The following is a 17,754-nucleotide window of genomic DNA, read 5'->3' as shown; positions in this document are numbered from 1 at the left end:
GCCAGCGGCGGATGGGCTGCCGGGCGGGCGCGCGCTGCTCATCGTTGGTCCTGGCCGAACAGCGCCAGCGCGTGCAGGCAGGCGGCGCGGTGGGCTTCGCCGAGCGCCGGGCCGTAGTCATGCTGGGCGAGGCGGAAGCGGTAGGGCAGCGCGCGCTGTTCGGCCTCCAGCACCCAGCTGGTCATGCGCGACAGCTTCTGCTCCAGATCCATCTGCAACGGCAGCGCGGCAAAATCCAGCGCCAGCTCGGCCACCGCGCCGCCCTCGAAATGCTTGGTCACCAGCTGCCCGCCCAGCGCCGGATCGTGGCGCGCAATCTGCCGCCAGGCCAGGTGCCGCATCGGATCGCCGGCCTGATACGGCCGGATGCCGGCAAAATTATCCAGTCCCACCGTGCCATGCCCGTCCTCGCTGGCCGCACCCGACGACGGCAGCGCCACCGCCGGCCACTCCGGCACCGGATACACCAGCACCCGCGCGTCCGGTTGCCAGTAGCTCCACGCCTTGAACAGCCCAAGCGGAAAGCGCGTCACCAGCCGCACGCGTGGCGCGACCAACCAGCCACGTTCCTGCGCCGATGTGGACAAACTCACCGCACTGTCGCCACCCGCCACCACATCGACCGCCTGGCGCGGTTCGCCGTCAGCCTGAAAGCCTAGCCACACCGCATAACGGTCGCGCCGGCTGCGGTTGCGCAGATATAGTTCGAATTGCGCCTCCTCGCCGGCAAACACCGGCGGCACGCGGCCCGGCAGCAGTTGTAGCATCGCCAGGTTGCGCGCGGTGAGCACCATATCGGCCACCGCGCAGGCGCCGGCGAAGAAGGTCAGCGCAAAGCCCAGACCCAGGTTGTAATTCAGCGCGCCGACCAGCATCACCAGCAGCAGCAAGGCAAACATCATCCCGGCGCGGGTCGGCACGATGAACACGCGGCGCATGGTGAGCGTCACCGTGCCCGGTTCACTGTCGCGCAACTGGAACAGCCACTGGTCGCGGCCTTTTCGATACAGCGCGTGCAGCACGCCGGCCATTTACACCGGCACCGACGCTTGCAGTTGCAGCACCAGGTCGCGGCTGGCCAAGGCCACGCCGTGCGCCGATTTCAACGGTCGCAGACGGTGCGCGCAGACCGGCACCAGCACCGCCTGCACATCCTCCGGCAGCACATGATCGCGGCCTTCCAGCGCCGCCCACGCGCGTGCCGCCTGTAACAGCGCGATCGCCGCGCGCGGACTCAGTCCCTCTGCAAACATGCCGTTCTGGCGCGAGGCCGCCGCCAGCGCCTGCACATAATCGATCAGCGCCGCCGACGCGTGAATCTGGCGCAGCGCTAGCTGCGCCTGCATCAGCTCATCCGCCGTCATCGCCGCCGGCAGGGTTTTCAGCAGCGCGCGCCGGTCCTCGCCCATCAGCAGCGCGCGCTCGGCGGCGGCATCCGGATAACCCAGCGACAGGCACATTAAAAAGCGGTCGAGCTGCGATTCCGGCAGCGGGAAGGTGCCCACCTGGTGGGCTGGATTCTGGGTGGCGATGACGAAGAACGGCTCCGGCAGTGCGCGCGTGACACCGTCGGCGCTGACCTGGCGCTCCTCCATCGCTTCCAGCAAGCCCGATTGGGTCTTGGGCGTGGCGCGGTTGATTTCGTCGGCCAGCAACACCTGCGTGAAGACCGGCCCCGGATGAAACACAAAGCCGTTGCGCTCACGCTCGAAAATCGAAATGCCATTGACATCGGCCGGCAGCAAATCGCTGGTGAACTGGATGCGGTTGAAGCGCAGACCGAGCGAAATGGCCAGCGCGTGCGCCAGCGTGGTCTTGCCCACGCCCGGCACGTCCTCCACCAGCAAATGGCCGCCGGCCAGCAGGCAGGCCAGGGCCTGGCGGATCTGCAAATCCTTGCCGACGATGATGCTGCCCACCTGGCGGGCTACCGCATGCAATTTTGTGGTCATGATATGTATGGTAGATTAGCGCCTAGAAGCGATTCTATGCGAGAAACCGCTTGTCGCAGCAAAAAAACGAGACACCAAAGTCACATGAGCACAGCCATTTACACGCATCCCGACTGCCAGCGCCACGACATGGGCGACTGGCATCCCGAATCCCCGGCGCGCCTGCAAGCCATCGCCGACCAGTTGATTGGCTCGCACATCAGCGACCTGCTGGATCACCGCGAAGCACCGCTGGTCGATCCGGACGACCTGGCGCGCAACCACACTGCCAACGCCATCGCCATCGTGCGCGACAACGTGCCGGCCGAAGGCGACACCTACCCGATCGACGGTGACACCTCGCTCAACGCCTGGAGCTGGCGCGCCGCCCAGCGCGCGGCCGGGGCGGCGGTGGCGGCCACCAATGCTGTCATCGACGGTGAAATCGACAACGCGTTTTGCTCGGTGCGTCCGCCCGGCCACCACGCGCGGCCGGTTGAGCCGATGGGCTTCTGCCTGTTCAACAACGTCGCCATCGCCGCCAAGCACGCGCTGGACGTGCGTGGCTTGCAGCGGGTGGCCATCGTCGACTTCGACGTCCACCACGGCAACGGCACCGAAGAAGCGTTCAAGAACGAGCCGCGCGCGCTGATGGTCAGCTTCTTCCAGCATCCGCTGTATCCATATTGCGATCCGCAGCCGATCACCGACCACCAGGTCAACGTGCCGGTGCCGGCCCACACCAAGGGCGACGTGGTGCGCCAGATCGTGACGGAAAAATGGCTGCCGGCGCTGCACGCCTTCCAGCCGGAGATGATCTTCATCTCGGCCGGCTTCGACGCCCACCGCGAGGATGACATCGGCGGCATGGGGCTGGTGGAGGCGGATTACGCGTGGATCACGGAGCAGATGATGGACGTGGCCAGGCTATACGCCAAGGGCCGCATCGTCAGTTGCCTGGAAGGTGGCTACAACCTGTCGGCGCTAGGCCGCAGCGTGGTCGCCCATTTGAAGGCGCTGGCCGAGATTTAAGCCAGCGCCGGCACCGGCCGCCTCCATCGCATGATGTCGGCGACCGAACGCATTATTGCTGATGCACTGCCTGGCCGTTCTTGGCCGACCAGCGGTACAGGCTCCAGACGATGGCGGTGCCGACTACCAGCGCGATGGTCATGGTGGTGCCTTCGCTCATGCTGTTGGCGACGGCCAGCGGCTCACCTTTGCCGGACAGCACGATGAGGCCGGCCAGCGCGACGTTGAACAAGCTCTCGCCGACGATGAAGCCGGACATCACCAGCACGCCGATGCGCTTGGCCGACTCGCCGCCGGCACGCTTCTCGACCGCGCGGTCGAACACCCAGCCGGCGACGGCGCCGATCACCACCGGGGTGATGACTGCGCTCGGCAGGTAAATGGCCAGGCCCACGCCCAGCGGCGGCAGGCTGTATTTGTCGTTGCTGGATTTTTTCAGCACGAAGTTAATCAGTACCAGCACCAGGCCGATCAGCACGCCATAGCCCAGCAGATTCCATTGCAGGTTGCCGCCGATGACGCCTTTGGCCAGCGTCGAAATCAGCAGCGCCTGCGGCGCGGCGAGCGGTTCGTTGGAGATCGCATCCAGATTCGGCGCGCCGACGAAACCGTTGGCGTGGTTCAGCAGCTCCAGCACCGGCGGCACCACGCACGAACCGGCGGCAACGCCGATCAGCAGGCCGACCTGTTGCTTCCATGGGGTCGCGTTGACCAATTGACCGGTCTTCAGATCCTGCAGGTTGTCGTTGCCGATCACGGCCACGGCCAGCACCACGGTGGTGACGAACAGCGCGAAGGCGATCAGCGCCTGCGCCACTTCCGGACCCATCACGCTGCGGCCGACGAAGCCCACGCTCAGCGCGGCGCCGAGAATGGTCAGGATGGCGATGCCGGATACCGGCGAATTCGACGAACCGATCAGGCCCGCCATGTAGCCGCAGACGGCAGCGGCAAAGATACCGGCGATCAGGATGTAGCCCACGCCCACCGCCACCAGCGGCACGGCCAGCGACATCAGCGGGCCACCTTGCAGGAAGCTGGCCAGCAGCCAGCCAGCCGGCACCAGCGCGATCAGCGTCACCAGACCGACGACGAAGATCGGCATATCCATTTCGGTGCGATCCAGTACCGCGCCTTCCAGCTTGGCTTTGCGCGCGGTGTCCATGGCCGACTTCAGGCCGCCCAGGATAGGCTTGGCCAGGCCGGCCAGCGTGATGATGGCGGCGATGCCGATCACGCCGGCGCCGATCATGCGCACTTCCTTGGACCACACGCCCAGCGCGTGGCCGGCGGCGTCGACACCGGCAGCAGCCGGCGTCAGAGACGTCATCAGCGGCACCAGCACGCCCCAGGCGATGATGGTGCCGACACCCATGGCGACACCGACGGTGATGCCCATCAGGTGGCCGGCGCCGATCAGCGCCAGCGAGCTCGATGCGCCGATGCCGGTGGCTCCGGTGCCGGTACGGAAGTAGATCGACACTTCGGCGGCCAGCAGCTTGGCGGCGGCGCCGGCGGCGAACAGCGCCGACGTCAGCGCGCCCCAGATCACGGCGCGCAGGCCGGCCTTGCCTTCAGCAGCGCCGGCACGCGAAGCCATGCCGACTTTCAGCACCTCAGCAGCGGCCACGCCTTCCGGATACGGCAGGTTCGATTGCGATACCAGCGCGCGGCGCAGCGGCACCGTGTACATCACGCCCAGCACGCCGCCGATGGCGCAGGCGCCAAAGGTCGGCCAGAACGGAACGTGGGCCCACCAGCCGATCATCAACAGGCCGGGCAGCACGAAAATCACCGACGCCAGCGTGCCGGCGGCCGAGGCGATCGTCTGCACGATGTTGTTTTCCTGGATGGTGGCATCCTTGAATGCGCTCAGCAGGGCCATCGAGATCACGGCGGCCGGGATCGAGGTGGCGAAGGTCAGGCCGACCTTCAGGCCCAGGTAGACCTGGGCTGCGGTAAATACCAGCGTAATCAGAATGCCCAGAATAATGCCGCGAAGGGTGATTTCCTTCGGGTTGGACGGTGCAGCTATGCTCATCTTCAGCACTCCGGAGTTGTTGTTTGTATAATTTTGAAAGTAAGGCGCCCCATGATAAACGAATACCGGGCTGGTTAGCAGGTAAAATAGCGGGTTGTCAGAACGTTTTTGAAGGTCAGAGCATGTCGATACAATGGTACCCAGGGCATATGAACGCCGCCAAGAAGAAGGCGGCGGAACAGATGGAAAACACCGATCTGGTGATCGAAGTGGTCGACGCGCGCCTGCCGGAAGCCAGCACCAACCCCATGGTGGAGGAGCTGCGCAAGTTCCGCCAGCGTCCATGCCTGAAGATCCTCAACAAGATCGACCTGGCCGATCCGGCCGCCACGGCGGCCTGGGTGGCGTACTACAACGCCCAGGAAGGCGTGACCGCGTATGCGATGACCACCAAGAAGCCGGCCGACGTGGCCCGCATTCCGGACCTGGCCAAGCAGCTGGCGCCGCATCGCGGCGTGCCGACCAAGCCGCTGCGCATCATGATCATGGGGATACCCAACGTCGGCAAGTCGACGCTGATGAACGCGCTGCTGAAAAAACGCGTTGCCAAGGTGGGCGACGAGCCGGCCGTGACCAAGCAGCAGCAGAAGCTGTACCTGGACAAGAACACGGTGCTGGTCGATACGCCCGGCATGCTGTGGCCGAAGATCGCGCTGCCGAGCGATGGTTTGATGCTGGCGGCCAGCCACGCGATCGGCTCGAACGCGCTGATTGAAGAAGAAGTGGCGGAGTTCCTGGCCGGCGAGCTGCTGGTGCACTACCCGGAACTGCTGGTGGCGCGCTATGGCTTTAAAGACATCGAAACGTTTGATGCGATCGGCGTGGTGGAAGGTGTCGGCATGAAGCGCGGCTTCCGTCAGAAGGGCGGCGACCTGGATTACGAAAAGGCGGCGCACACCTTCCTGGGCGACTACCGCAGCGGCATCCTGGGCCGGATCTCGCTGGAGACGCCGGAGACGCGCCGCGTGCGGCTGGAGCTGCACGAAGCTGAAATGGCAGCGAAGGCAGCTGAAAAAGCCGCCATCGCCGCCGAAAAAGCCAAAGCCGCCGCCAACGGCAAGCGCGGTACCTGATTACGCGGCAGCCTGGCCGAAGCGGAAACTGCTGACGGCCAGTCCGCCCATAAACGCATCTTCGTGATACGGCATGGCGGCGGCTTCCTGCTCCGCCGCACCCAGCACCACCATCAGCGGCAGCAGATGCTCTTCACGCGGATGCGCCATGCGCGCAGCCGGCGCTTGTTCCCACTGCATCAACTGCGCCGCGCGCTCCTGTGGCGGCAAGGCCATGGTCTGCTGCAGCCACGCATCAAACGCATGCGAGGCCGACGCCCCGGCCGCATTGAACGCGCGCAGATTGTGGAAACTCAGCCCGCTGCCGATAATCAGCACACCCTGGTCGCGCAATGGCGCCAGCAAACGGCCGATCTCCAGATGCTCCTTCGGATCGAGGCCATAGCGCAGCGACAGCTGCACCACCGGCACATCGGCCTGCGGATAAATCGGATACAGCGCGCTGAAAGTGCCATGGTCGAAACCACGCTGTGCATCCAGCACCGCCGTGTGGCCGCCGGCTTCCAGCAAGTCCTTCACCTGCGCCGCCAGCTCCGGCGACCCTGGCGCGGCATACTGCACCTCATAGGTATGCGGCGGAAAACCGCCGTAGTCGTAAATCATCGGCGGCTTCGGCGAGGACGACAGCATGAAATCGCGGCCCTCCCAGTGCGCAGTAATCACCAGCAGCGCTTTCGGCGTGACGCCGATCTGGCGTGGAATGTCGCGCAGCGAAGCATCCAGTTTGGCGTACAGATGGCCAACCTGGTCCATCATGAATGGCCATGGGCCGCCGCCGTGGGACAGGAAATAAGTAGGGAGTGTCATAGGAGTTCCTTTCATCCTTCACTATAAGTACGCCAGCCTCCCGTATCAATGGGGTAAATATAGATGGATCGTATCGAAATCCTGAATGATCGATGGCGCGCCTTGTCAGGCGTATAATGCCGGCTCCCCCATATTGAAGACCCATATCATGCTCCGTCCTTGCCTGCTTGCCGCCGCCGTTTCCCTGTGCTTTAGCGCGATGGCGGAAAATGTCGATACCGTGGTCGTCACCGGCGCCCGTTTCGACGCCGAGCCGTCGCTGGCGCCGATCGGCGCCACCATCATCAGCGCCGACGAGATCCGCCGCGCCGGCTCCAGCGACGTCAACGCGGCGATCCGCAAGATCGGCGGCGTGTATGGCCGCCAGAGCCTGGACGGCAGCCCGGATTACGGCCTCGATCTGCGCGGCTTCGGCACCAACAGCAGCCAGAATATGGTGATCGTGGTGGACGGCGTGCGCCTGTCGGAAAATGAACTGAGCAACGCCATCCTGTCGACCATCCCGATCGACACCGTGGAGCGCATCGAAATCCTGCGCGGCGGCGCCAGCGTGTTGTACGGCGACGGCGCCACCGCCGGCGTGATCAACATCGTCACCAAGCGTCCGGGCCAATATAGCAGCCGTGGCAGCGTGTTCCTGCAGGGCGGCCAGTTCCACGCGGGCGAGGCGCGCATTTCCGCCGCCCAGGCCTGGAACGGCTTCGCCGCCGACGCCACGCTGGACCACCAGCGCACTGACAACTACCGCGACAACAATGAATTCAAGCAGACCAACTTCAGCGGCGGCGCGCAGTGGTACGCCAATGAATTCGACCGCATCGGTTTCCGCTACGAAGGCGCGCGCCAGGACATGCGCTTTGCCGGTTCGCTGAAAGAAACGCAGTACATCGCCAACCCGCGCCAGACCAACACCCCGGACGACAACGGCTCGCTCGACAGCGACCGCCTGACCGTGTCCGGCCAATACCGCCTGTTCGGCCACGATGTCGCGGCCGACCTGTCGTACCGCAAGAAGACCGTGGATTCGGTCTACATCGCCGATGGCTACCCCTACGCCACCACTGCGGAGAGCAAGCAGTTGCAGTTCTCCCCGCGCGTGCGCAAGCTGGGGGCGATCAACGGCATGGTCAATGAGCTGGTGGCCGGCGTCGACTTCATCAAATGGGAACGCAGCACGTCCGGCTCCGCGGTGGCCGAGGCCAACCAGAAATCCAAAGCCATTTACGTGCGCGATGAACTGCGCTTCGATCCGGTCCATGAAGGCCGCGTCTCGGCCGGCGTGCGCCGCGAGATCTTTGACAAGGACTTTTCCTCACCGCTCAACTACGCCAGTACCGGCTACGATGTGGTGCAGGGCCTGAACGCATGGGAACTGCAAGCCAGCTACATGCCGGTGACCAGCGTGACCGTGTTCGGCAAGCTGGGTCAGAGCTACCGCGTGGCCAACGCGGATGAAAACGCCGTGACGCCGGTGTTCAACAAGGCGCTGGCGGCGCAACAGTCGCATGATGCGGAAGTCGGCGCCAGCTACGCCAACGCCACGCAGAAAGTCACCGCGCGCGTGTTCCGCAACAACCTGACCAACGAGATCTTCTACGATCCAACGTTGAACGGCTTTGGCGCCAACACCAACCTGGACCCGACCCGTCGCCAGGGCTTCGAGCTGAATGCCGAGCAGCGCATCGCCGCCGCCTGGACCATCAATGGCCACTACCAGCACGTGCAGGCCAAGTTCCGCGCAGGCGTCAACAACGGCCGCGAAATGGTGCTGGTGCCGAAGAACGTGCTGACCGCGCGCCTGAGCTGGACCCCGGGCAGCGGCCAGACCGCCGATGTCGGCGCGCAGTGGGTCGATAAACAGCGCTATGGTTCGGACTTCGACAACAGCTGCTCGGGCGAGATGCCGTCGTTCACCACGCTGGACGCCCGCTATGCGCGCAAGTTCGGCCAGTGGGAGTGGGCGGTGTCGGGCCAGAACCTGGCGGACAAGCACTACTTCTCGCAGGCGTTCGACTGCAAGGGCAGCATTTATCCAGCCGATGGCCGCCAGTTGAAACTGTCGGCCCGCTACGAGTTCTAAGCAGGGCTTAAGGCTGGCTTAATACCCCGGCCGAAGCCTTGGAAAAGTGGTAATCTCCCCGCGTTTGCCACTTATTTCACACTTGAAGGATAGTTATGCGTCTGCTCAATTTGCTGCGTCCACTGATTGCCACCGTTGCCTTTATGGCCGCTGCCGCCGGCGCATCCGCCGCCGACTTCAAGGATGGCCTGGATTACAACTCGGTCAACGGCCCGGCGCCGGACACCGGCAAGAAAGTTGAAGTGCTGGAGTTCTTCATGTACCACTGCCCGCACTGCAACGCGCTGGATCCGGATCTGGCCGCATGGGTCAAGAAGAACAGCGACAAGATCGTGTTCCGCCGCATGCACATGGGTGATGATCCGCAGGCCAAGGCGTTCTACACGCTGGAGTCGATGAACCTGCTGGGCAACGGCCTGCATGAAAAAATCCTGCGCGCCATCCACGTCGATCACAACCGCCTCAACACCGATCAGGCTTTGCTGGACTTCCTGGTCAAGAACGGTGTGGACAAGGCCAAGTATCTGGAGACCTTCAACTCCTTCGGCGTGCAGACCAAATTGAAACGCGGCCAGCAAGTGGCAAACCAGTATAAACTCGATAGCGTGCCGGCAGTGGTCATCGACGGCCGTTACACCACCTCGCCAGCGGTAGCAGGCCATGGCCTGACTTCGGCGGCCGCGGCACATACGGCGATGTTTGCGGTGATGGATAGCCTGGTGGCGAAGTCGCTGCAGGAACGCGCCGGCAAAAAGTAATCAAGGAAGGACGGGTAGGGCAATGAAATTTCCACGCAACGATCGTGAAGAGGCCGAGCAGCAGGTCATGAAGATTTACAAGGAATCTTCGCCTGCGTTGGAGACCTTGTTTGAATGGTCCTACGTCAACCACGTGGCGTGGAGCCTGGTGATTGTGTTCCTGGGGCTGATCCTGTGGATGAGCGTGGCCCTGGTGAACGCCGAGAACCAGCGCAATGCGCTGATCACCAAGCAGTGCCGCGACCCGGTCTTCAAAACTGAGCTGGATAAAAAGTGCCTGCGCAGCGTGCAGTCGCGCGATCACTGGTGGGAACATCTGACGTATGCGATGTCCCACCTCAGCCCTGAGAAGTAAATGAAGCAAGTGCTCCTGGTGACCGGCAGCAGCCGTGGCATCGGCGCCGCGACCGCGCTGCTGGCCAGCCGGCGCGGCTATGCGGTGTGCATCAACTACGTCAGCAACGCCGCCGCCGCCGAGCGCCTGCGCGCGCAGATCGTGGCGGAGGGCGGCGAGGCCATCGCGGTGCAGGCGGACGTCGGCATTGAGGCCGATGTGCTGCGCCTGTTCGCCGCCATCGACGCTGAACTGGGAACGTTGACGGCGCTGGTCAACAACGTCGGCGTACTGGAACAGCAGGGCAAGCTGGCCGATATGTCGGCCGAACGCCTGCAGCGCGTGTTGAATACCAATGTTCTGAGCTACTTCCTGTGCAGCCGCGAGGCGGTGCGGCGCATGTCCACCGCGCGCGGCGGTCAGGGCGGCGGCATCGTCAACGTGTCGTCGGGCGCGTCGCGCCATGGCGGCGGCAATGTGTACGTCGACTACGCGGCGTCCAAAGGCGCGGTGGATGTGCTGACGCTCGGCTTGTCCAAAGAAGTCGGCCCGGAAGGCATCCGCGTCAACTGCGTGCGGCCGGGGATTATCTACACCGAGATCCACGCCAGCGGCGGCGATGCGGACCGCGTCGACAAGCTGGCCTCCAGCGTGCCGCTCGGACGCGGCGGCCAGCCGGAAGAAATCGCCGAAACCATCCTGTGGCTGCTCAGCGAGCAGTCTTCCTACGTCAGCGGCGCCATCATCGACGCCGGCGGCGCGCGCTAGGCCAGGTCCGCAAAGCGCTGCATCAAAAACGCAATGAGCAGGGCGATGCGCGGAGGTTGATAGCGGTTGCGGTGGTAGAGAATATTCAGCGGCGCGCTGTCGGTGAAGTATTCGTCCAGCACCGTCGCCAGCCGTCCGCAGCGCAGGTCATCCGAAATATCCAGGATCGATTTGTAGGCATAGCCCTGGCCCGCAATTGCCCACTTGCGGATGATTTCACCGTCATTACTCTGCTGCGTGCGGCGCACGCGTACCGACAGGCGCTCGTCGGCGTCGTCGTTGCTGCAATAGCGCCAGTCCTGCATCGGGCCGAGCGCTGTTACCAGCACCAGCGTCGGCAGGTCGGCCAGGTCTTCCGGCAGGACCGGGCCGCCGGTCTGCGCGATCAGCGCCGGCGCCGCGCATACCACGCGCCGGCTCGGCGCCAGCACGCGCGCCACCATTTCACTGTCGGCCAGCTGGCCATAGCGCAGCGCCAGGTCGATATCGTCCTGCACCATGTTCGAGGTATTGTCGCTCAGCGTCAGCGCGTACTGCACTTCGGGATACTGCGCGCGGAACGCGTCCAGCATCGGCATCAGCACATTGCGGCCCAAGTCCGATGGCGCCGAAATCTTCACCATGCCGCGCACACTGTCGGTGCCGGCGTGCAGGCTGGATTCCGCCTCCGCCATCAGCGCCATCGCCTGTTCGCTGAAGTGGCGATACAGCCTGCCTTCCTCGGTCAGCCGCAGCTGGCGCGTGGTGCGCTCGAACAGCTTGACCTGCAACGATGCTTCCAGCCGCTGGATGCTGGCGCTGGCCGCCGCCGGCGACATGCCTTGCTTGCGGCCCGCAGCGGAAAAGCTGCCCAGCTGCGCGGCGTCGAGGAACAGACGTATTACCTGGCTATCCATGGATGACTACCGTGCAGGTGGTGCCTGCCACCAGGTCGAGGTCTTTCGGTTTGGCATCGATGTGGATGCGCACCGGCACGCGCTGCGCCAGCCGCACCCAGTTGAAGGTCGGGTTCACGTCGGCCAGCAGTTCGCGGCCCAGGTTCGCATCGCGGTCGGTAATGCCGCGCGCGATGCTTTCGATATGGCCTTGCAGCACGGCCTGGCCACTCATCATATGGATTTCCACTTTGTCGTTCACCTTCAGCAGCGGCAGTTTGGTCTCTTCGAAGTAGCCTACCACGTAGAACGACGACGCGTTGATCAGCGCCAGCTTGGCGGCGCCGATGGCGGCGAAATCGCCCGCGTACACATTCAGGTTGGTGACGTAGCCGGTCACCGGCGCCCGCACCTCCGTGCGTTCCACATTCAGCTGCGCCAGGTCGCGCGCGGAGACGGCGGCCTGGTATTGCGCCGACGCGGTGCCAACGGCCGCCTGCGCGGTCTCCTTGCTTTCGGCCGAGACGATCGAGCTGTCCAGGTCCGCGCGGCGTTTGGCTTCGCTGGTGCGGCGGCCTTTTTCCACTTGCTGCGACGCCAGCAGCGCCTTCGATTGCAGCAGCGCGTTTTCATAGCGTGCCTTGTCGATCACGAACAGCACATCGCCTTTTTGCACCAGCTGGTTGTCGTGCACCAGCACTTCGGTGACGATGCCGGAGACATCGGCGCTGATGGTGATGACGTCGGCCTTGACGCGGCCGTCGCGGGTCCAGGCCGATTCCATGTAATGGTCCCAGGCGGTGCGGCCGGCAAACAGCGCGGCGCCCAGCAACAGCATGGTCAGACAAAAACGGAAGATTTTAGATGCGCTCACAGAAGGCTCTCACGGAAAAATGAAGGTGTTATTTGTACAGCGTGACCAGCAAGGTGCTGAAGATGCAGACGAACATGCAGAGCCGCACCAGCGCCGGGTGCCAGCTGTTGCGGTAGGCGCCGACGTGGCTCAGCACCGCGTCCAGCACCAGTTGCAGCACGGCGCTGAGGAGGAATACCGGCAGCACGCCGGGCAGCAGCACGCCGAAAAAATCGACTTCACGCGGCAGATGTTGGAACATGCGGTTCTCCTGAAAGCTGGTCCAGCAAGGAAGTGTAAATGGAATGCAGGTCGGTGAGGGCCATATGCAGCCGCGCGCGGCGCTCGGGATGGGCGTCCGGCAGCGCGGCGCGCACCGCCGTCCCGGCTTGCAGCACGGCGTCCAGCGTGGCCTGGCCGGTGGCGGCCGATGGCGCGTCGAGATAGGCGGCCAGCTGGCGCAGCACCGTTTCCAGACTGTCGCGCGCATTGCCGGCATGCGAGGCGGCGATCAGCTGGCGCAGTTCGATGGCGGCGTGGCCAAGCTCCAGCAAGGTCAAACCTTGGCGCACTACGGCGCGGGTGGCGGCATCCGGCACCGGGCCGGCGGTGGCGTTCAATTGGCTCAGCAAGTCGCGCACGCGGTTGTCGAAGCGGCGCTTGAGGCGGTGCAGGCGCGCGCGGCAGGCGTTCTGCGCCTCGCGCCACAACGCCGCCGCCACGTGGCCGCGATGGCCCATCGTGTGCTCCGGCAGCACCACCTTGAACATCAGGAAGGCCACCACCACGCCCATGGTCAGCGCCAGTTCGTTGCTGATGAAGGATTCGACGTCGTAGTGCATTAGATTGGCCGGCACCACCAGTGTGGCGGAGAACATGCCCATGCCGATGCCCACGCCGGACCAGCGCGAACTGCTGGTCAGCCAGGCCGCCAGTGAAAACAGCGGCAGCGCGGCCAGCACCATCGGCCAGTAGCTGTCGGCCTTGGACACCATGAAGAATTCGGTGATGAAGGCCAGCGGCATGGCGATGATGAAGCCGATCGCCACCTGCTGCACCAGCGCGGTCGGGCGCGGTGACGACGACGCCAGCGCGCAGAAAATGGTCGCCATCAGAATGGCGTTGACGGTGGCCGGCCACGCCAGCCAGTACCACATGGCGGCCGTCACCAGCAGCGTGGCGCCGGCGCGGAAACCGCTGGCGACGATGATGGCGGGCGGCGTCTTGGGCGAATAGGCGCCGGGATCGCTGACCTGCTGGCGCTTCTGCTGCGCCAGGCCGTGATACAGCGCGGCGAAATCGGCCAGGTCGCCGGCGAAGCGCTGCAGCAGTTCCACCGCCGTGTCGAAGTCGATCTGCTGCGCGCGTTCCAGCTCGGGGCCGGCGGCCAGCTGCGCGCGCGCGGCGGTACTGTCGTCGGCCAGCTTGTTGCGCATCTGCGCCAGCCGGGCCGGCGTCAGTTCCTCGCTCATGGCCTGCGCCAGATGGGCGTACATCGGTTCCACCAGCGCCAGCACCGGGCCTGCGCCGGCTGCGCGCAGGCGGTCGCTCAGGCGATGCAAGGTGTAGAAGGTGGTCAGCGCCGTCATGAAGGCGGCATTGAAGGCATGCAGCTGGCGCGTTTGCGAGCGCGAATGACCGGCTTCAAAGAAGGCTGCGGCGCGGCCCGATTCCAGCGCGGCGATATCGGCGGCGAACTTCAGGTGGCTCAGCTCCGCGTCGGCCGGTGTGATACGGTGCTCCAGCACCTGGCGGCAAAAGCCGATGAAGCCGGCGTAGCGCGCCTGCACGGTGCGCATCACGGCGCCCGAGTGACGGCGCGGGAAGAATACGTCGTGCACCACCGCCGAGCAAATGATGCCGAGGCTAACCTCGGTCACGCGGGTGACGGCCAGCGTGAACACGCCGGACGGCGCATCGACCGACGGCACGGCGATCATCACGGCGGTGTAGCCGGCCAATACAAAACTGTACGACTGCTGGTTGCGGTGCATGGCGGCGCCGCCGGTGCACAGCGCCACCCACAGCGCCAGGCCGAGGAACAGCACCGGCGGCGATTGCGGGAACAGCGCCACCAGCGCCAGCGCGGCCGAACAGCCGACCAGCGTGCCGAGAAAACGGTGCAGGGCTTTTTCCAGCACCATGCCGCTGCTGGGCAGGGCCAGCACGATGGTGGTGGCGAGGGCGGTGTAAGGAGCATCCAGACCGAGGCGGAAGGCCAGCCACAGGGCCGAGAAGGAGGCCAGCATGGCCTTGGCGACGAACATCCAGCGCTGGCCATCGGTGCCGGCCCAGGCGCTGGTTTCGGCTTTGAGCCAGTTGAACGCTCTGCGCGCCGCGCTGTGGTCCGGAGAGGGCGAGGCGGCGGGAGAGGCGTTCATGTGGTCTGGAGATCTACTAGGTAATTGCTTCTAAATTATCGAGCTGCCGTTTCAGCAGGCCTTCCAACAGTTTCACTTCTTCCGCGCTATAGCCATCATAGGCGCGGGTGGTGGTGCTCCAGACTTCCGGCAGCACTTTCTCGGCCAGCGCACGGCCGGCGTCCGTCAGCGAGATCATCACGCAACGGCGATCGCCGGGCCGGTTGCCGCGCGTGATCAGGCCCTGGGCTTCCAGGTCATTGCAGACGCGCGTCAGGTTGGCCGGCTTTTCCATGCAAGCCTCACCCAGCGTGGACGCGGTCGAGGTCTCATTGTCCGAACCGTATAGCACCGCCAGCACCATGTAGCTGGCGTCTACCAGCTCATATTTGCGCAGTGCGGCGTTACTTAAATCTTTCATCCGTTTCTGGATGTGGTAAGTCATGCGCAACAGCCGCATCAACTCCTCAGGGAACTCCGGTATTCGGCCATGGATATTTTTAAGGCGCTTTTTAGTCGCTTCAAAACTACTCATTGCCACTCCTATGATATTTTTTTAGAAAGGACTGATTGTACTATTTAAAGTGTCAATCAAAAATCCAGTTTAATGCCTCCGCCGAGCGCCGACATCAATAAAGCGTAATTATCCAGCTGTTTGCTGGCCACTTGCGCCACCTGCTGCTGCTCGTTCAACAATGTCAGTTGAGCGTTGATCACGTTCAGCGTATCGGTCAGGCCGGCGCGGTAGGCCTGCTCGGACAGATGCTGCTGACGGCGTGCCGATTCCAGCGCGCGTTGCGCCAGTTTATCCTGCTCTTTGACCGATTCAATTTTCACCACCGCGTTGGCGACGTCCGACATGGCCTGGATTACGGTGGCGTTGTACTGCTCGACCGCGCCGTCGTACACGGCGGTCTGGTTACCCAGCTGGCTGCGCAGGCGGCCGCCTTCAAACACCGGCAGGCTGATGGCCGGGGTGATGCCGCGCATGCGCGAGCCGGCGTCGAGGAAGTGGCCAAAGCCCAGCGACTGCATGCCGACAAACGCCGCCAGGTTGATGTTCGGGTAAAAATCCTTCTTGGCGCCGTCGATGCGGGCGCCGGCCGCTTCCACGCGCCAGCGCTGCGCCACGATGTCGGGACGGCGGCCCACCAGTTCCGCCGGCAGTGTCGATGGCACGGTGGCGCCGTGGCCTTCCTTGAGGGCCAGCGTCGGCCGGGCGATCGTGTCACCGTCGCCCGGTCCTTTGCCGATCAGGGCCGCCAGCTGGTTGCGCAGCAGGGCAATGGCTTCGCCGTATTGCTCATGCTCGCGCCGGCCGGCCGGCAGCGTGGTCTCTATGCTCGTTACATCGATATCGCTGGCCAGACCGGCGGCCTTGCGGCGGCGCGTGATCTCCAGGATGCGCTGGCGCTGCGCCAGGTTGTCGGCCACGCTGTCCTGCAACGCGTACTCCAGCGACAGCTGGATGTAGCTGCGGACGATCGAGGTCTCCAGCGTCAGGCGCGCCATTTGCGACTCGGCGGCGGCCATGTGGACGTCGTCCAGCGCAGCGGCCAGCGCATCGCGATTGCGACCCCACAGATCCAGATCGTAGGAACCGGATAGCGTGGCTGTGTTCTTCCACGCGTAGTTCCCGGCCAGTGGCGCGGGGATCGTACTGTGCGCCGAGTACAACTCGCGGTCGGCCGAAGCCGAGGCGTCCACGCGCGGCAGCGTTGCGGCTTTGGCGACACCGGCCAGGGCTTCGGCCTGACGCACGCGGGCCAGCGTGGCGCGCAGATTCGGGTTGTCGCTCAGCGCGGCGTTCACCAGTTGATTCAGCTGCTCGTCGTGCAGCGCTTCCCACCAGCGCTCGTCCGGCCAGGCGATGTTTTCGCTGGCGGCGGCGATGGCCCGGCCCGGATTCAGTTCGGCGGGCTTGAGCTGGGTGGCTTGCGGCTTGATGTTACCCATGTCGGCGCAGCCGGCTAGTACGGCCAGCGCGCAGGCAAGCATGGGAACAGCAAAGCGGGACGAGAGCTGGTTCACGGTCGGATGCTTAGTGTTTTACAACCTGTTTGCGGGTCTGGGCGACGTCGAAGTCGGCTTCGGTTTCCAGCAGCGTGCCGTTTTTGCGTGCTTCCAGGTATTCGGCCTGCACTTCGGCGCGGGTTTTGCCCACAGGGGCTTCGGCCTTGGCGGTTTTGGCGACTGGCGCGGCCGGTGCCGCTGGTTCTTCGGCAAAGGCGTTGGTGACGGTGGTCGCGGTGGCGGCGATCGCAAAGGCGGCGGTAGCGGCGGCGCTCAGCAGGTGTTTGATGGTTGTGCTCATGATGTTCTCCGTTTTCGATAAATATAACTATAGAGATGAATATTACATTTGTAAAGTAAAAAATTCCTATGGGCACGATAGCGTTTATGCGCAGCCTTATGCGGTGCGGCGCACCGAACTGGGGCACGAACTGTGTTGTAATGTGATTTTTATGGCAAGGAGGCGATCATGGCTGACAGCACTTTGGACCCGGACAACATTCCCGCAGGCACCGACCGTGTATTAGGACGCGGCCACGGCACGCGCGCTTTGGGCCCGAGCGACAACTCCGACAGCGGCAGCGATGTGACCGGCGAACCGGATAGCGAACTCGATAGCGATACCGATGCCGAAGGCACCGGCGAGCGCGCCGGCGTCGGCATGGGCGAAGAGGGCAGTGATATCGGCTTCGACCGGGTCGAGACGATGCCCCTGGTGGACGGAGAATTCCACGAGGCCGTGCCGGAAGACGAAGATCTTGAGCGCGACGTGCCGCCGCAGCCGCCACGCGAAGAGCGCCGCGACTGGTCGCGCATCACCTGACTAGCT

At 64.3% G+C, this 17,754-nt stretch carries 18 protein-coding genes; 7 read left to right on the top strand and 11 right to left on the bottom strand.

Annotated elements, in window-relative coordinates; genetic code table 11:
* Positions 1 to 38: 38 nt before the first annotated feature.
* Both GTP69_RS22305 and GTP69_RS22300 read right to left on the bottom strand, forming a co-directional pair.
* Positions 39 to 1,031 carry a DUF58 domain-containing protein gene (locus GTP69_RS22305; RefSeq protein WP_161056914.1) on the bottom strand — a complete coding sequence of 331 codons (993 nt, stop codon included), beginning with the start codon at positions 1,029 to 1,031 and terminating at the stop codon, positions 39 to 41.
* Positions 1,032 to 1,952, bottom strand: a complete 921-nt coding sequence (locus GTP69_RS22300) for an AAA family ATPase (RefSeq protein WP_161056913.1) — start codon at positions 1,950 to 1,952, stop codon at positions 1,032 to 1,034.
* Positions 1,953 to 2,036: 84 nt separating this feature from the next.
* Between GTP69_RS22300 and GTP69_RS22295 the strand changes: the two genes are divergently transcribed.
* The gene (locus GTP69_RS22295) at positions 2,037 to 2,963 is read left to right on the top strand and encodes a histone deacetylase family protein (RefSeq protein WP_161056912.1); all 927 of its coding nucleotides are present in this window, start codon (positions 2,037 to 2,039) and stop codon (positions 2,961 to 2,963) included.
* A gap of 52 nt (positions 2,964 to 3,015) precedes the next feature.
* Here GTP69_RS22295 and GTP69_RS22290 read toward each other — a convergent pair whose 3' ends face one another.
* A complete protein-coding gene (locus GTP69_RS22290; protein WP_161056911.1) occupies positions 3,016 to 5,004 on the bottom strand; it encodes an OPT family oligopeptide transporter in 1,989 nt (662 codons plus the stop codon).
* 122 nt (positions 5,005 to 5,126) lie between these two features.
* Here GTP69_RS22290 and ylqF point away from each other — a divergent pair, with 122 nt between their 5' ends.
* Positions 5,127 to 6,077, top strand: coding sequence for a ribosome biogenesis GTPase YlqF (gene ylqF, locus GTP69_RS22285; protein ID WP_161056910.1), 951 nt, complete (start codon positions 5,127 to 5,129; stop codon positions 6,075 to 6,077).
* Here the strand turns inward: ylqF and GTP69_RS22280 are convergent, their stop codons facing one another.
* Positions 6,078 to 6,884 (bottom strand): DODA-type extradiol aromatic ring-opening family dioxygenase, encoded by an 807-nt coding sequence (locus GTP69_RS22280; protein ID WP_202424526.1) that lies wholly within the window; start codon positions 6,882 to 6,884, stop codon positions 6,078 to 6,080.
* Between the two features lie 148 nt (positions 6,885 to 7,032).
* Between GTP69_RS22280 and GTP69_RS22275 the strand changes: the two genes are divergently transcribed.
* The 4 genes from GTP69_RS22275 (at position 7,033) to GTP69_RS22260 (ending at position 10,824) form a co-directional block, all read left to right on the top strand.
* Positions 7,033 to 8,964: a TonB-dependent receptor gene (locus tag GTP69_RS22275; protein ID WP_161056908.1), complete on the top strand. Its 1,932-nt coding sequence runs from the start codon at positions 7,033 to 7,035 to the stop codon at positions 8,962 to 8,964.
* 95 nt (positions 8,965 to 9,059) lie between these two features.
* Complete coding sequence (locus tag GTP69_RS22270; protein ID WP_161056907.1) at positions 9,060 to 9,722, top strand: thiol:disulfide interchange protein DsbA/DsbL; 663 nt, start codon at positions 9,060 to 9,062, stop codon at positions 9,720 to 9,722.
* A 22-nt stretch (positions 9,723 to 9,744) separates the two neighbouring features.
* Positions 9,745 to 10,077: a hypothetical protein gene (locus GTP69_RS22265; RefSeq protein ID WP_161056906.1), complete on the top strand. Its 333-nt coding sequence runs from the start codon at positions 9,745 to 9,747 to the stop codon at positions 10,075 to 10,077.
* A complete protein-coding gene (locus GTP69_RS22260; protein ID WP_161056905.1) occupies positions 10,078 to 10,824 on the top strand; it encodes an SDR family oxidoreductase in 747 nt (248 codons plus the stop codon).
* Here GTP69_RS22260 and GTP69_RS22255 read toward each other — a convergent pair.
* The 7 genes from GTP69_RS22255 to GTP69_RS22225 are packed head-to-tail and all read right to left on the bottom strand — an operon-like array spanning position 10,821 to position 17,226.
* Positions 10,821 to 11,720, bottom strand: coding sequence for a LysR family transcriptional regulator (locus tag GTP69_RS22255; RefSeq protein WP_161056904.1), 900 nt, complete (start codon positions 11,718 to 11,720; stop codon positions 10,821 to 10,823). The two genes, GTP69_RS22260 and GTP69_RS22255, sit on opposite strands and share 4 nt — an antisense overlap.
* Positions 11,713 to 12,573: an efflux RND transporter periplasmic adaptor subunit gene (locus tag GTP69_RS22250; RefSeq protein ID WP_161056903.1), complete on the bottom strand. Its 861-nt coding sequence runs from the start codon at positions 12,571 to 12,573 to the stop codon at positions 11,713 to 11,715. Before GTP69_RS22250 ends, GTP69_RS22255 begins: the two co-directional genes overlap by 8 nt.
* A gap of 28 nt (positions 12,574 to 12,601) precedes the next feature.
* Positions 12,602 to 12,814: a DUF1656 domain-containing protein gene (locus GTP69_RS22245; protein ID WP_229261092.1), complete on the bottom strand. Its 213-nt coding sequence runs from the start codon at positions 12,812 to 12,814 to the stop codon at positions 12,602 to 12,604.
* On the bottom strand, positions 12,792 to 14,933 hold the full coding sequence (locus GTP69_RS22240; RefSeq protein ID WP_161056902.1) for an FUSC family protein: 2,142 nt from the start codon (positions 14,931 to 14,933) through the stop codon (positions 12,792 to 12,794). Before GTP69_RS22240 ends, GTP69_RS22245 begins: the two co-directional genes overlap by 23 nt.
* Positions 14,934 to 14,949: 16 nt before the next feature.
* A complete protein-coding gene (locus tag GTP69_RS22235; protein ID WP_161056901.1) occupies positions 14,950 to 15,447 on the bottom strand; it encodes a MarR family winged helix-turn-helix transcriptional regulator in 498 nt (165 codons plus the stop codon).
* 56 nt (positions 15,448 to 15,503) lie between these two features.
* Positions 15,504 to 16,943, bottom strand: coding sequence for an efflux transporter outer membrane subunit (locus tag GTP69_RS22230; protein ID WP_371868061.1), 1,440 nt, complete (start codon positions 16,941 to 16,943; stop codon positions 15,504 to 15,506).
* 10 nt (positions 16,944 to 16,953) lie between these two features.
* Positions 16,954 to 17,226 carry a DUF4148 domain-containing protein gene (locus GTP69_RS22225; protein ID WP_161056900.1) on the bottom strand — a complete coding sequence of 91 codons (273 nt, stop codon included), beginning with the start codon at positions 17,224 to 17,226 and terminating at the stop codon, positions 16,954 to 16,956.
* A gap of 168 nt (positions 17,227 to 17,394) precedes the next feature.
* Here GTP69_RS22225 and GTP69_RS22220 point away from each other — a divergent pair, with 168 nt between their 5' ends.
* A complete protein-coding gene (locus GTP69_RS22220; RefSeq protein WP_229261091.1) occupies positions 17,395 to 17,748 on the top strand; it encodes a hypothetical protein in 354 nt (117 codons plus the stop codon).
* Positions 17,749 to 17,754 lie beyond the last annotated feature (6 nt).

The organism is Duganella levis, from assembly GCF_009857605.1.
Lineage (GTDB): Bacteria > Pseudomonadota > Gammaproteobacteria > Burkholderiales > Burkholderiaceae_D > Rugamonas > Rugamonas levis.
This window is presented reverse-complemented; position numbering and strand designations above follow the sequence as displayed.